Origin of the sequence: Halomarina halobia, assembly GCF_029338575.1 — an archaeon.
GTDB lineage: Archaea > Halobacteriota > Halobacteria > Halobacteriales > Haloarculaceae > Halomarina > Halomarina halobia.
Map to the genome: position 1 here is coordinate 1,072,420 of NZ_CP119993.1, position 14,206 is coordinate 1,086,625.

The 14,206-nt window shown below is 66.7% G+C and carries 10 protein-coding genes and 1 pseudogene; 3 read left to right on the forward strand and 8 right to left on the reverse strand.

The features are described 5' to 3' along the window. Nucleotides 1-62: 62 nt before the first annotated feature. On the reverse strand, nt 63-965 hold the full coding sequence (locus P1K31_RS20425; RefSeq protein ID WP_379794731.1) for a dihydrodipicolinate synthase family protein: 903 nt from the start codon (nt 963-965) through the stop codon (nt 63-65). A gap of 172 nt (nt 966-1,137) precedes the next feature. Here P1K31_RS20425 and P1K31_RS20430 point away from each other — a divergent pair, with 172 nt between their 5' ends. After that, complete coding sequence (locus P1K31_RS20430; RefSeq protein ID WP_276306750.1) at nt 1,138-2,571, forward strand: aldehyde dehydrogenase family protein; 1,434 nt, start codon at nt 1,138-1,140, stop codon at nt 2,569-2,571. Here P1K31_RS20430 and gfo6 read toward each other — a convergent pair. Next, nucleotides 2,563-3,648, reverse strand: coding sequence for a D-xylose 1-dehydrogenase Gfo6 (gene gfo6, locus P1K31_RS20435; RefSeq protein WP_276306191.1), 1,086 nt, complete (start codon nt 3,646-3,648; stop codon nt 2,563-2,565). The two genes, P1K31_RS20430 and gfo6, sit on opposite strands and share 9 nt — an antisense overlap. Before the next feature lie 429 nt (nt 3,649-4,077). On the opposite strand from gfo6, the pseudogene P1K31_RS20440 reads away from it, so the two are divergent. Further along, nucleotides 4,078-4,745, forward strand: a pseudogene (locus P1K31_RS20440) (IS6 family transposase). 360 nt (nt 4,746-5,105) lie between these two features. Here the strand turns inward: P1K31_RS20440 and P1K31_RS20445 are convergent. Beyond that, entirely contained in the window at nt 5,106-6,167 is a 1,062-nt protein-coding gene (locus P1K31_RS20445) for a TrmB family transcriptional regulator sugar-binding domain-containing protein (protein ID WP_276306192.1), read from the reverse strand. Between the two features lie 177 nt (nt 6,168-6,344). Between P1K31_RS20445 and P1K31_RS20450 the strand changes: the two genes are divergently transcribed. Next, nucleotides 6,345-8,345, forward strand: a complete 2,001-nt coding sequence (locus P1K31_RS20450) for a DUF7997 domain-containing protein (RefSeq protein ID WP_276306193.1) — start codon at nt 6,345-6,347, stop codon at nt 8,343-8,345. A 105-nt stretch (nt 8,346-8,450) separates the two neighbouring features. Here the strand turns inward: P1K31_RS20450 and P1K31_RS20455 are convergent, their stop codons facing one another. From P1K31_RS20455 to P1K31_RS20475, 5 genes are read right to left on the reverse strand one after another with little or no spacing between them, the layout of a single operon-like run. Beyond that, complete coding sequence (locus tag P1K31_RS20455) at nt 8,451-8,633, reverse strand: hypothetical protein (RefSeq protein ID WP_276306194.1); 183 nt, start codon at nt 8,631-8,633, stop codon at nt 8,451-8,453. A gap of 22 nt (nt 8,634-8,655) precedes the next feature. Continuing rightward, entirely contained in the window at nt 8,656-9,714 is a 1,059-nt protein-coding gene (locus P1K31_RS20460) for a TrmB family transcriptional regulator (RefSeq protein ID WP_276306195.1), read from the reverse strand. A gap of 2 nt (nt 9,715-9,716) precedes the next feature. Next, a complete protein-coding gene (locus tag P1K31_RS20465) occupies nt 9,717-12,146 on the reverse strand; it encodes a dipeptide ABC transporter ATP-binding protein (protein WP_276306196.1) in 2,430 nt (809 codons plus the stop codon). Then, nucleotides 12,146-13,189: an ABC transporter permease gene (locus P1K31_RS20470; RefSeq protein ID WP_276306197.1), complete on the reverse strand. Its 1,044-nt coding sequence runs from the start codon at nt 13,187-13,189 to the stop codon at nt 12,146-12,148. Before P1K31_RS20470 ends, P1K31_RS20465 begins: the two co-directional genes overlap by 1 nt. Further along, a complete protein-coding gene (locus P1K31_RS20475; RefSeq protein ID WP_276306198.1) occupies nt 13,176-14,183 on the reverse strand; it encodes an ABC transporter permease in 1,008 nt (335 codons plus the stop codon). The genes P1K31_RS20470 and P1K31_RS20475 overlap by 14 nt, the downstream gene beginning before the upstream one ends. Between the last annotated feature and the right edge of the window lie 23 nt (nt 14,184-14,206).

Genomic DNA, 14,206 nt, shown 5'->3' on the forward strand with positions numbered 1-14,206 from the left:
CCGCTCGAAAGAACGAGTAGGGGTGTTGAGTGCTCGGTTCGTCCACCAGGCAGCGTCCCCGATTACGCCCGTGACGTGACGTTGTACCCGTCGGTAGCGCGCCGGTAACAGCGACGAAGCGCCTGCTGCTCGCTGTCGTCGAGTTGGGGGAGTGGTGGGAGCGGTGCCCCCGTTTCACACTCGGTGAGCGTGAGGAGGTACTTGAGCGCTGCTGCGGTGGGGAGGTCGCTGGTGGCGGTCAACACCGGGTTGACGACGGTGTTCATCAGTTCGACCGCACGGTCGCGGTCACCGCTGTGGTGTGCGTCGTAGACGTCCGCAAGGACGCCGGGGAAGACGTTCGCCGGCCCGGCGATGATGCCGTCGGCGCCGGCGTCGAGCGAGGTCACGGCCAGTTCGGTCGACCCCTGCAGGACGCCGAAGCCGTCCGGTGTCTCCTCGATGAGTCGCCGGTGGTACGTCATGTCTCCCGAGGTGTCTTTCATGCCGACGATGTTCGCGTTCTCGCCGAGTTCCACGACCGTCTCGACATCCAGCTTCGCTCCGGTCAGCGCGGGGATGTTGTAGAGGACGATGGGGAGGCCGGCGTCCGTGGCGACGTCGGTGTAGAAGTCCGTGAGCCCGTCCTGCGTCGTCGATAGATAGTAGGGGGTGACGACGACGGCAGCGTCGGCACCGGCCTCTGCAGCCGTCCTGACGTGCCGGTTGACGGCGGCGACGCTGGTGTCGCCACAGCCGGCGAGAACGGGTACGCCATCGGCTGCATCGACGGCGGTTTCGACGACGCGCTTTCGCTGGTCGTGAGTGAGACTGGAGAACTCGCCGATGGAGCCACACGGAAACAGACCGTGGACGCCGTTCGTCACTAGGTGTTCGGTATAGCGGGCTAGCGAGGGCTCGTCGACCGTCCCATCGCGACCCGTCGTGGGAGTCACCATAGGGACGACTGTCCCGGCGATTAACATACAACATGACTTGTAGACGACCCGTAAATATCTTTCCCTCGTTCGACCGGCGACACTCCTTCGAACCCGTCGTGGTCCCCACCGCGTCGGTGCTGGCGCAAGCTTTAACAAGAGATAGTCGGATTGTTACCTACGCATGAATCTCGAGCCGACCAGCCAGTACGACGTCCGGATGCTCATCGACGGCACGTGGGTCGACAGCGACGACCGCACCACTGTCACGAATCCCTATGACGAGAGCGCGGTCGGTTCCGTCCCTGTCGCGACGGAACAACAGGTCACCGACGCGGTCGACGCCGCTCACCGCGCCTCCGAAGAGAGCACCCTCTCGGCATACGAACGCTACGAACTCCTCTACGCGACTGCCGAGCGACTCGAAGACGACGCCGAGGAGATGGCCCGTCTCGTCACGAGCGAACAGGGGAAGCCGCTCTCCGAGTCCCGAGTCGAAGTCGACCGCGCCGTCCAGACGCTCCGGCTCTCCGGCGAGGAGGCGAAACGCCAGTTCGGCGAGTACGTCCCGATGGACGCACAGAAGGGCTTCGCACGGAGCCACGCGTTCACTCAGCACGAACCGCTCGGCGTGGTCGCTGCCATCACCCCGTTCAACTTCCCGCTGAACCTGATGGTTCACAAGGTCGGCCCCGCACTCGCCGCAGGGAACGCCGTCGTCGGCAAACCCGCTTTGAAGACTCCACTCTGTGCCGTCACGCTGTTCGAGTATCTCGACGAAGCCTGCGCGGAAGTCGACGCCCCCGATGGTCTCGTCAACGTCGTCACTGCGCGTGGGAGCACCATCGGCGATGTCTTCCTCTCGCACGACGCTGTCGAAGCTATCTCATTCACCGGAAGTACGGCCGTGGGCAAGTACCTCGCAGAGAACAGTGGCATGCGCGAACTCACGCTCGAACTCGGCGGAAACGACCCGACCATCGTCTGGGACGATACCGATATCGACCGGGCGGCCGCACAGGTCGTCGGCGGCGCGTGTGCCAATGCCGGACAGGTCTGCAACAGCGTCGAGCGCATTATCGTCCCCGAACACATCGAGCGCGAGGTCGTCGAAGCGCTCGTCGAGCACGCCACGTCACTCACCGTTGGCGATCCGTTCGACGACGACACCGACGTTGCCGCGATGGTCGACGACGACCAGGCCGAGAAAGTCGTCGAGCTCTTCGAGGCCACGGTCGATGCCGGAGCGACCGTCGAGTGCGGTGGGAACTACGACGGTCGTCTGTTCGAACCGACCGTGCTCTCCGGAGTGACGCCCGAGATGCCCGCTGCGAAAGAGGAGGTGTTCGGCCCACTCCTCCCCGTCATCGCCGTTGAGAACTTCGAGGAAGCCCTCACGGAGGCGAACAACACGAATTACGGACTCGAAGCGGGGCTCTTCACGCAGGATCTCGACCGTGCCAAGCGTGCTGCGGACGAGATTGACGCCGGTGGCGTCAACATCAACACGGTCAGCGGATTCCGCGCGGACCACATGCCGTACGGCGGGTTCAAGGACAGCGGCGTCGGAAAAGAGGGCATCAAGTACGCGGTTGAGCACTTCTCCCGCGAGAAGCTCGTCGGCTTCCACGCCGGATTTCCCGACTCAGTCTAGCGCCACCCAGCCGTCGGTTCGCTCGGACTCGTACACGGCCTCCATCGCCTGCATATCCACGAGCCCGTGCGTACCGTCCGCAAGGATCTCGTCTCCCGTCCGGACTTGATGGGCGAAGTAGTCGAACTCTTCGAGCATCTGATCGACGACCTCCAGTTCGACAGACGCGCGGCCAGCACCGCGCGAGACGTGAATCGACCGGGCCTGGTCCTGGAAGAAGGCGGGACGAACCGCGACCTGTCCTTCCGTCCCGGTGACGACGATCTCGCTCTCCTGGCGGGCGTTGTGGCTCGCAAAACAGGATGCGTACACGTCATCGGGGAACTCGACGGTGAAAGAGACCGTCTCGTCGACCTCGTCGAACGCGTCGTGACTGCGTTTCGTCCGTCCACAGGCGGCAACCGGATCCGAACCGAGGAGGAAGCGAGCCGTGTTCAGCGGGTACACACCGAGGTCGAACAGCGCACCGCCCCCGGCGACATTCTCGTCGAGTCGCCACTGGTCTGGGTCGTCGTTGATGCGGTCGAGGAGGCGCTGACTCATACTCCCCCGGACTGCCTGTGGGTCGCCGATGAGGCCGGCATCGATGACGTCCCGCGCTCGGCGCACCGCCGGCTCGGTGTGCATCCGGTAAGCGATCATCAGAGGGACGTCGTGCGTCTCGCACGTCTCGACGAGTTTCGCTGCCCGCTCGCTGGACCGTTCGGCGGGCTTCTCACACAGTACCGCCTTCCCGAGTTCTGCTGCAGTCCGGACGTAGTCGAGGTGAAGGGCGTTCGGGGTCACGATGTAGACGGCATCGTAGGCGTCGCTGGCGACGCCGTCGTGGAAGTCGTCGTAACTTATCCCGTGGGTGGCACTGTCCGTCTCCGCGACGACGCTCCGGGCTTTCTCCGCCGACCCGCTTACCAGCACTGTCGGTTCACAGTACCCGCTCCCTTCGAGTGCGGGAAGGGCACGCCCGCGCGTGAACCATCCGAGGCCGATGACAGCGACACGGAGTGTGTCGACCGATTCCGCGGGAGTGGTTTGCCAGTCGCGCTCACAGCTACGTTCGAGTATCGCATCTAACTCCATCGATACGTGCCAACACGAGACGAGAACTTAAAAGCTCAGGGATGAGCCAGTCTGCAGTAAAAGAGATGTGGTACTCTACAACACTCACAGTACTGTCTGATTAGTAAACACGCCGAGTTCACGTCGATTCAATGAATTCGCCGATCGTACACTCGCCGTTTCTGGTTCTTCTGCGAAACGAACGTGAGACGGGTACTCTCCACTCGAAGGTCCACTCTTATCGATCTGACATTATTCGTTTACGATACGTAAACGAGATGCCGGTTGTTCTTATGACTTTCCGAATAGCATCCCGATCGGAGGAACCACCGCAAAAATGACTGGTACTGATCTGGAACCGGCCCCATCTCGTGTACTGGTTACTTTCATCGGCACTGTCTAGTTGAGTCAGTTTGAGAAGCGAGCAGGTCGTTGAGTGAATTGGTTCAGATGCTCGCAGACCTGCTCAGTGAGTCGTTGGCAGTCGATCTAGAAGAATGTTGGGAGCGTGAGCGGACGGCGATTGCGTCAGGGCGTTCTCCGTCCGCCTCCACGCGACCGGTTGTTCGCTCAGGGAGACAGCTTCTATTCTTGCGTCTCTCGGCGTTGAACGGTCGCATGGGGCGGTCTGGAATTGGGTACATCGACTGTCTGACAGCGCACCCGAACCCGCCGACGGCGAAGCCGTCGCGGGTCGCGGTCGACGAGACCGCTGTCAAGATCAACGGCGAATGGTCGTGGGTGTATGCTGCAATAGACCCTCGACACAAAGCTGATTCTGGGTGTGGAGCTGTTCGGACGCCACGGCACCGATCCAGCGGCTGCGTTTCTCTCTGGCCTCTCCGAGAAACACGATCTCTCAGACACCGTGTTTCTGGTCGATCAGTTCGGCTATCGGACTGCCCTTGCTCGACTTGGACTGAGCGGTCGGGTCGACGACACCGATCGAAACGTGGTTTCACACCCTCAAGATGCGAGTCGACCGCTTCCATACTTCGTGGGTGGACAGTCGGCGGAGCGTCAGCCAATGGCTTGCGCTATCTGAGCACTACTACAACCATCCCAGACCGCACCAATCGCTCGATGGACGAACACCGGTCGAGGTGATGCTAAACTAGACAGTGCCGTTCGATGTAATCACTCGTTCTTTCGACTATATGACCGCCGAGCTACGAGTGTTATTCTCTTCTCACCTGATCGCTTAGATGGAACGAATTCTGCCCTCTATTGGACATCAAACGTCCTTTGGTCGATCATCGACGGTGTAACGAACGTCGGGTCCGAACGAGGCGGATCGATGCTCGACAGACGCTACGCAGTAATGCGGTTCGACCTCAGTCGACCGACGTTCGGAGTGGCCACACGCAACCTCATCCCGGACGGTCGAAGCGAGTTTTTACTTACGACTCGTATTGCCCACGAGAAGTCACATCGAAACCGACGGTCGTGAGGGTCGCGACGGGATCGCGTACGGGACGTCAAATCGGCGCGTCCGCCGGCCGCAGTTCGACCCCGGTGGCCTCGAAGTCCTCGACGAACGCGCCTCGCCCGCCGACGCTGTAGGTCCCCTCGTCGGTCTCGACGGTGAGCGTGTTCTCGACGGGAAACGAACTGGTCTGCGGTTCGAGGAGCGACTGGCGAACGTCGACGACGCGCCCCTCGAGTTCGGGCGGCAGGTCCGCGTCGTGGAGGGGACGTCCCGCGACTCGCGCACGGACCGGGGCGTCGGCGCGTCGGTGGAGCGCCGCCTGCAGGACCGCGTGACGGAAGTTCCGGTACGTGACCGGGAGCGCGTCGGGGTCGGCGGTACACACCTCCGTCGCCATCGGGAAGTAGTTCCCCAGGAACGATCCGACGATGACCGGGCCGAGGTGTTCCTGTTCGAAGACGATAGCCTGCGCGGGGTTGTCGGATCGCGAGAGCATCTCGCCGGGCGCGACGAGCCCCGCCCGCTGGTCGACCGTCAGCATCGTCGGCATCGGTTGCTCCCAGGCGCGGGCGACGGAGGCCACGCCGTCGAGGCCGAGGCCATCGTCCGGGCTAACGCCGGTGACGAGCAGGAGGACGAGCGCGCCGCGCTCGACCGTGGCCCGGAGTTCGGCCGCCACCTCCTCGAGCAACCGGTGGGGAATCGCGAGCGTCACCTCCATCTCGGCCCGGTCGAGTCGCTCCGAGACGCGCTTTATCACCGTGACGCGCGACTTGACGACCTCGAAGCGGGGCGAGTGTGGCGTCGCTCGCGAGAAGCGCGATTCGAGCGCCGGACGCATCCGTTCGAGGTCGTCCGTCAGCGCCGCCACGACGCGATCGGGGGGGTTGGCTCTGATCATCGTCGGGACGACGTGGTCGTCGACGGCCACGAACTCCCTCTCGGCGAGCTTTTCGGCGATGCTGTAGACGTACCGCTTGGAGCCCCCCGACTCGTTCGCGACGGGACTCGCCTTCGCCTCTCCGAGTTCCAGGATCGTCAGGTACGTGTCGACCTCCTTGGCCGAGAACCCCTGCCGCCGTAGCGATTCCTCCAGCGACGCGTCGTCCATGAGCGAACTGTACGAGGGTCGTACTTACATCGCTCGGTGGACGCGTCCGCCGTTCCTCGAAGCGCCCCGCCACGGTCACCGCGGGCAGGACGGCGTCGGCGAGCCGAACGACACTCGAAAAATTCGTGAAGTAAAAGTACACCAACGTTATTACGACGTGCCGCCGAACCCCCGGCGATGCACCTGCGTGACGCGTTGAACGACTACAAACGGTACCGTGGCGACCGGACGAGGTTTCCCGGGGAGCGGCGGACGACGACGGGTCGCTTCGCCGGCGACGGGGGGCGACTCGTCCACGTGGAGACGGACGGCTCGGTCAGGGACTTCAGCTACCCGCTCGTCGGTTTAGCCGGGATCGCTCGCTCCCGGTTCGGCGTCCGCCCGGCCGACGCCGGGGACGCGGACGTGACGTGGTTCGAGGCCGGCGCGACGCAGCGCTACCGCGATGGCACCGCGCTCATCGCGACCGACCACGAGACGGCGTACGGACGCGTCGCGCAGTACGACCTCGCGCTCGACGACGTTCACGTCACGCACTTCGACGCGAGCGCGGCCGACCGATCGCTCGAGATCGTCGCCTGCGTGGGCTTCGCCCCCGACGGTCGGGACACGCGCGTCGGACAGCTTCACCACGGCGACGTCGTCGAGGTGTACCACGCGGAGGAGACCGACTACCTCGCGAGTGCGACCGGGGTCGAGGCGGTCCGCGGCGTCGCGTTCGGCGGCTTCGAGGAACTGCTCGATCGGACGCCTGCTGAGTACCCGCGCGGCGGTTCGGCTACCCCCGACGCACACCCGCTGAGTGGCGACGTCGTGTGTGTCGTTCCGACCGACGCCGGGACGGCGACGCTCGCGACGCTCCTGACGACGCGCGCCAACCGTCCGCGCGAGGCGGCGCTCGACGCGGTCCGCACGGCCGCACGCGACCACGACCGCGCGTCGCTGGAGCGGGTCGCGGACCGCCGTGGACCGCCGACGGTCGCCTCGGACCTCCCCCACCCCGACGCGCTCGCGGCCGACTTGCGCGTCCTCTCGCTGCTGTCCGGGCGGACCGGCCTGCGCGTCGCCGGCCCGGACTTCGATCCGTACTACGCCCACTCCGGCGGCTACGGCTACTCGTGGTTCCGCGACGACTCGGAGATCTCCCGCTTCCTCCTGGAGGCCGACCGCCGATTCGACCTCGGGCTCGACGATTGGCACGCGCGCAGCGCGGCGGTCTACCGCGAGACGCAACTCGACGACGGGACGTGGCCCCACCGCGTCTGGCCGTTCGACGCCACGCTCGCCCCGGGGTGGGCCAACGCGCGGCTGGAAGCGGGCGACGGTGTCGACTACCAGGCCGACCAGACGGGGAGCGTCGCGGCGTTCCTCGCCGACGCCGACGGGGACAACCGCGGGTCGCTCGAACGAGCGCTCGACGGACTCGACTCCGGCCTCGCGGCAGACGGTCGGCCGGTCACCTGTCAGAACGCCTGGGAGGACATGTCCGGACGGTTCGCACACACCGCCGCCACCTTCCTCGAGGCGTACTCCGCGCTCGTCGCGACGGGGGTAGACGGGATCGCGGATCGCGCCGCGGATCGCGCCGAGCGCGTCTACGACGCCCTCGACGACCTCTGGATGGAAGACCGCGGCGTCTACGCCCTGCGGGAGTACGGCGAGGGCCACGAGCGAGCGGGTGACCTCGACGGGCGGTGCGATTCGGCGACGCTCGCGCTCGCGAGCGCACACCGCGCCTACGCCCGGAAGGGCGACCTCGACGAACGTCGGCTCGACCGGCTCGTCTCGCACGTCGAGACGGTCGTCGCGGAACTGCGCCGTGACACGGACGCGGTCGCCGGCCTCGTCCGGTACGAGGGCGACGAGTGGCGACGGCGCGAGCAGGAACGCGAGAAGATCTGGACGGTCTCGACGGCGTGGGGTGCCCACGCGGCCGCGTCGCTGGCGGCGCTCCTCGCGGACCGCGGCGACGGGCGCGCCGACCGACTCGCCGCGACCGCGCGCGACCTGCTCGCGCTCGTCCTCCCCGGCGGGCCGCTCTGTCTCGACAGCGGCTACCTCCCGGAGCAGGTGTTCGACGACGGGACACCCGACAGCGCCACCCCGCTCGGGTGGCCCCACGCGCTCAGGCTGGCGACGGTCGCTCTCATGGACGACTACGGGATACTGGAGCGGTGAGCGAACGACCGCCGGACGATCGCCCACGCCGGTTCGACGCCCCGACGGCGGTCTCGAGCTTCCAAGCAGGCGTCCCCGGCTCCGACGTCGACGCGTCGTCCGCCGTCAGAACGGGTCCCAGTCCGCCCGAATGAGCAGGCCGAGGCCGAGTAACGAGACGCCGATGACGACGAACGCCATCAGCGAGATCGTGCGGGCGGCGGACCCCGGCGGCTGGAACGGGTAGGCGAGGGCGAGCAGCGTCAACAGCACGAGATCGAGCGCGAACATCGCCCGCCAGACGGTCATAGCAGACATGCCTCGTTCCCCCTCACGTCCTCCGCACGGTGATTGTTTCGGCCGTGTAGTCCTCGACGAACGCGCCGGGACCGCCGACGCTCACCGTCCCGCCGTCCCCGGTCTCGACGATGATCCCGTTCTCGACCGGGAAGTCGCCGGTCTCCGGCGCTACGAGGCTCTGTCTGACGTCGACGACCCGGCCGGACAGCTCCTCCCCCGCCGCGGTCTCCACCTCGACGACCGGATCGGTGCCGGCGCGGAGGTGGAGTACGGTCTGGACCACCGCGTGGCGGAAGGACGCGAACCGGCGGGGGAGGGGTTCCGGCTCCGTCACGAACCGCTGACTCGCGACGGGCCAGAAGCTCCCGATGAACGAGCCGAGGACGGACCCAGCGAGGTGGACCTGCGAGAGCACGACGGCCGTGTCGTCGGCGTGGGGGCCGGCGAGGAGGTCGGCGTCGCCGAGGATGGCGTCGTAGTTGTCGGCGACGAGCATGAAGGGGGTGTTCTCCGTCCACGTGCGGACGACGCTGGCGCGTCCCTCGAACCGGGACGGGGGCGTCGGCTCCGGCCCCGCGTCGCTGTACAGACCGATCACCAGCACGTCGCGATCGACGGCGTCCGCGAGGTCCTGCGCAACCGACTCGTGCACCGACAGGGGGAGACAGAGGAAGACCTCCTCGCGGGCGTTCGAGATCAGTTCGCGGAGGTACTTCAGTGCGGTCTGTCGGGACTTCACCGTCTGGAACCGGGCGGTCAGCGGCTCGGTCTCCGCGTGGCGGTTCTCCAGCGTCGGCGTCAGCGACTGGAGTCGCTCTGACATCCGGGCGATCGCCTCCGACGGCGGGCGCGCCCGGACGGTCGTCGGCGAGGCGTGATCGTTCATCTGGACGAGCCCCCGATCGGCCAGCTGCGACGCGATGCTGTAGACGTACCGCTTCGAGACGTCGGCGTGGTCCGCGATCGTGCTCGCGGTCGCCTCCCCGCGGTCGAGCACGGCGAGGTAGGTCTCGATCTCCTTCTCCGAGAGGCCGAACGTGTTCAGCTCTCGTCTGAGGGTCTCGTCGTCGACGGGTCCGCTCCGGCTCATGGTCAGTCCGCGAACCCCCTCGGTTCGCCCGACCGGTCGGGATCGTACAGGTGACAGGCGACCGGATGGCCGCCCGCGGCCGCCGCCGGTCGAGCCCGCTCACAGACGCTCTCGTAGTGCTCGCGAAGCCCCGCACTCGCGCGCTCCCAGTCGCCCTCGACGACCGCCGCGAGCGCCTCGTCGACGCGCTCGCGGTGGGGTTCGGGGAGCGCCTCGTCGAAGGCGCGTTCCCGGAGGTCGTCGACCGTCGATCCGGTCGGGCTCTCGCCGAACAGTTCGGCCGAACGCTCGTCGAGCGCGTGGCGTAGGCTCATGATTTCGTTGTACACCGCCTGGTCGATCTCCATCCCGTCCGGCGGGATGACATTCGGACAGCGGGTGTGAAACCGACAGCCACTGGGCGGATCGACGGGATCGGGGATGTCGATGTCCCGCACAGGCGGCTCGTCGACGTCGTCATCGGGATCGAGGTCGGCGGTCGCCCACCGGAGCACCCTCGTGTAGGGGTGTCGCGGATTTCGGAGTACCTCCTCGGCCGGCCCGACCTCGACCAGTTCGCCGAGGTACATGATGCCGACGCGGCCGCCGGCAGTCTCGGCGAGGTAGCGAGCGTTCGAGAGGTTGTGCGAGATGAACAGGTAGGAGGTACCGAACTCCTCCTGGAGTTCGAGCAGTAGGTCCATCATCTCCACGCGGAGCGAGACGTCGAGCGCCGACACCGCCTCGTCCGCGAGGATGAGATCGGGATTCATCAGCAGCGCGCGGACGAGCGCGACCCGCTGTTGCTCCCCCCCGCTCAACTGGTGGGGGAAGCGGTGCGCGTAGTCCGTCGCGGGCTTCATGCCGACGCGCTCCAGCATCCGCAGGATGCGCGCCTGGCGGTCCTCGCTCCCCAGGTCCGGTTGCCACTGCTTCAGCGGCGCGGCGAGCGTCTTCATCACCGTCCGGTTCGGGTTCAGCGCGCTCCCCGGGTCCTGGTGGATGATCTGGAGGGACTTTCGGATCTCCCCGAAGGGGATGTCTCCGCCGCCGTCTCTCACCTCCCACACGTCCCGATCGCGGTAGCGCACGCTCCCCCCGGTGGGACGCTGGACGCCGATGGCGGTCTTGCCGAGCGTCGTCTTCCCGCAGCCCGACTCGCCGACGAGCGCGACGACGTCGCGCTCGGGAACCGCGAGACTGATGCCGTCGACCGCGCCGACCGTCTCGGGGTCGTTGAACAGCCCCTCGACGAACCCCTGTTCCTTCTCGAAGTGGACTTCGACGTCGTCGAGCGAGACGACCGCGTCGCGGTCGTCGAGGCGGTCGGGGGTCGGTCCGGCCGCTTCGGGCGGCCCGGTCGTCGCGGTCGTCCCGGTTCGCTCCGCCGCGTCGATCTCGTCGTCGAGCGACCCGAGGTCGTAGTCGACGGCCTCGCTCGCCTCCGTCCAGTGGTGACAGGCGACGACGTGCCCGTCGTCGTCGGCGTCGTACATCGGCGGATCGACTGAGCGACACTGGTCGTCAGCGAGGGGACACCGGTCGGCGTAGGTGCACCCGGACGGGATGTTCACCGGGTCGGGCGCGCTCCCCGCGATGGAGTCCATCGTCTCGAGCGGGGCGTCGAGGTTCGGCACCGCCTTCAACAGCGCCCGCGTGTAGGGGTGCGTGGCGTTCCGGACGAGTTCGTCAGCCGGGCCGACCTCGACGAGTTCGAAGGCGTACATCACCGCCAGGCGATCGGCGAGCCCGGCGACCAGCGGCAGGTCGTGGGTGATGAAGATGACGGTCAGATCGTACTTCTCCTGTAGCTCGGATAGCAGCGAGAGGATGGACCGCTGCATGAGGAGGTCGAGCGCGGCGGTCGGCTCATCCATCACCAGCACGTTCGGCTCGAGGATCAGCGACAGCGCGATGAGCGCCCGCTGGCTCATCCCGCCGCTCAGTTCGTGCGGGTAAGACTCGAGCACCCGCTCCGGGTCCAGGTAGAGATCGGAGAGCAGCCGGCGGGCGCGGTCCATCCCCGCTCCGACGTCGGCGTCGTGGGCCTTCAGCGTCTCCTCGAAGTGGCTCGCGATGGTCATCGTCGGGTTGAACGAACTCATCGCCCCCTGGAACACCATCGCGATCTCCTCCCAGCGGAGGCGCTTCAGTTCCGCCCCCGAGAGATTCAGCACGTCGACCGGATCGCCGTCCGGCGGGTAGTAGGTGACCTCGCCGGTGAGGCGACCCGGTTCATCGACGGCGTCGAGCATCGCGGAGGCGAGCATCGACTTGCCCGACCCCGACTCCCCGACGACGCCGACGATCTCCTGGCGCTTCACGTCGAGGTCGACGCCGTTCAGCACCCGGGAGACCCCGCGGTCCATCTCGAAGGTCACCTCGGCGTTCCGTATCTCGATGATCGTGTCGCTCTCGGTGGCCTCGTCGCGGCGCTGCCCGGTCGTCGCCATCAGCGGACCACCCCCGTCGAGCGGGCGTCGGTCGATCTGTCGTCGACGTCCTCGTCGGTCGCCGTCCGGGAGAGGTGTCGAGCGCGGACCCGTGGGTTGAACAGGCGATCAGCGGCCTGCGCGAACATCGTGAGCGCCAGCGCGAGGCCGATGACGGCGAGCATCGGCATCAACAGCCAGTGGAACGCCGCCGGGGAGGAGACCGCGCCGGCCTGGCTGTACGCGTTGTCCATCATCACGCCCCAGTTCGCTTCGGTGTACGGCAGGATGCCGAGGAAGTACAGCGCGACGGAGCCGAAGATGACGTTTCGGGCCTGCTGGACGAAGTTCATGGTGACGTACGGCATGAGGTTCGGGACGATGTCGACCGCGATGACCTTCCGCGTCGGGATGCCGAGGATACGCGAGGCCTCCACGTAGGGTGCGTCGCGCAGGGTCAACACCTGTGAGCGGATCGAGCGCGCCAGCCCCGCCCACGCGTTGATCGCGAGCAGGACGCCGATCACGGCCGGATTGCCGGTGAGAGCGTCCTGCAGCGCGCCCGCGAGGACGATGACGAGCACGAGACCGGGGAGGGTCATGGCGACGTCGGTGAACGTCATGATGACGCTGTCGACGGTGCCGCCTTTGTAGCCGGAGACGGTCCCCAGGACGGTGCCGAGGGCGACCGAGAACACCGCGCCCGACAGGACCATGACGAGCATCGACGGCGTCGCGTGGACGATCTGCGCGAAGATGTCGACCCCCGAGTACGTCGTCCCCAGCGGGTGCGCCAGGCTGTAGAACGCGCCGAGGAGCGCCGGCCCCTGGTTGGGTTGCGGCTCGGGAACGAGCAGCACGCCGACGGTCCCCATCAGCACGTACCCGGCGATGATCGCCGAGGAGAACAGCGCGCGCCGGTCGCTCATGACGATGCTCGCGGGCGCGACGACGACCTCCTCGAACGATCGTCGGTAGCGCTCGCGCCGGGAGAGGTTCGTGCCGGCGACGGTCTCGAAGTCCGACTGGGCGGCGTTCGCTCCGGTCCCCTCAGTAGGACTCACTGTTCCCACCTCCCTTCGCCCGCGGATCGATGTAGCCGTACGTCAGGTCGGCGATGAACACGCCGATGGTGACGGCGACGGCGATGATCATGAACGCCCCCATCATCACAGGGTAGTCTCGCTGCCCGATGGCCTGGATGAGGTAGTAGCCGACGCCGGGGTAGGCGAAGATCTGTTCGAGGATGACCGACCCGCCGAACATGAACCCGATCGAGATGAGCAGCCCCGTGTACATGGGGAGGATGGCGTTCCGCCCGACGTACCGGAGCGCGATGCGGCGCTCGGGCAGGCCGCGCAGGCGCGCCACCCGAAGGTAGTCCTCGCCGAGGACGCGGATGCTGTTGCCCCGCATCGTCAGCGCCCAGCCGCCGAAGCTGGCGACGACCAGCGAGAGGATGGGAAGCGCGCCGTGGTACAGGACACTCAGGACGAAGTCGAGGTTCGGACCGACCGGGACGCTCGACGCGTACCGGCCGCCCGTCGGGAACAGGTCGAACCGGTACCCGAGGAACGCGATGAACAGGAGGCCGATGACGTAGAAGGGGATGGAGTTCGACACGAGCGACACCGCTGTCGCCGCCGTGTCGAAGCGGCTTCCCTCCCGGTAGGCCATGAACGCGCCCAGCGAGACGCCGATTACGAATTGAATGAACAGCGCCGACGCCATCAGGAAGACGGTCCACGGTAGCGCCGGGCCGAGGACGGCGGTCACCGGCTCGTTGTACCAGATGGAGGTCCCGAAGTCGAGGTGCAGAACGTCCCAGACGTAGTCGACGTACTGGACGTACAGCGGCTCGTCGGTGGCGATGTTGGTCTGAGCGGCGATGCGCTGGTTGATCTGCTCCTGCGTGAGGCCGCCGCCCTGCTGGATGAGTTGCGCCCGGAGATAGTCGGCCGGTCCCCCCGGGAGGAGGCGGATGATGCCGAACGATAGAGAGACGACCGCGAAGACGGTGAACACCGCCTGCCCGGTGCGACGGAGGAGATAGCTCATGTGGTAGTGCCCCTCACCCTCCG

Bases quoted from the DNA above. Each gene is read 5' to 3' on its own strand.
- P1K31_RS20430 (WP_276306750.1), top strand. From the start codon at position 1,138: ATGCTCATCGACGGCACGTGGGTCGACAGCGACGACCGCACCACTGTC.
- gfo6 (WP_276306191.1), bottom strand. From the start codon at position 3,648: ATGGAGTTAGATGCGATACTCGAACGTAGCTGTGAGCGCGACTGGCAA.
- P1K31_RS20475 (WP_276306198.1), bottom strand. From the start codon at position 14,183: ATGAGCTATCTCCTCCGTCGCACCGGGCAGGCGGTGTTCACCGTCTTC.
- P1K31_RS20460 (WP_276306195.1), bottom strand. From the start codon at position 9,714: ATGAGCCGGAGCGGACCCGTCGACGACGAGACCCTCAGACGAGAGCTG.
- P1K31_RS20455 (WP_276306194.1), bottom strand. From the start codon at position 8,633: ATGACCGTCTGGCGGGCGATGTTCGCGCTCGATCTCGTGCTGTTGACG.
- P1K31_RS20445 (WP_276306192.1), bottom strand. From the start codon at position 6,167: ATGGACGACGCGTCGCTGGAGGAATCGCTACGGCGGCAGGGGTTCTCG.
- P1K31_RS20465 (WP_276306196.1), bottom strand. From the start codon at position 12,146: ATGGCGACGACCGGGCAGCGCCGCGACGAGGCCACCGAGAGCGACACG.
- P1K31_RS20450 (WP_276306193.1), top strand. From the start codon at position 6,345: ATGCACCTGCGTGACGCGTTGAACGACTACAAACGGTACCGTGGCGAC.
- P1K31_RS20425 (WP_379794731.1), bottom strand. From the start codon at position 965: ATGTTAATCGCCGGGACAGTCGTCCCTATGGTGACTCCCACGACGGGT.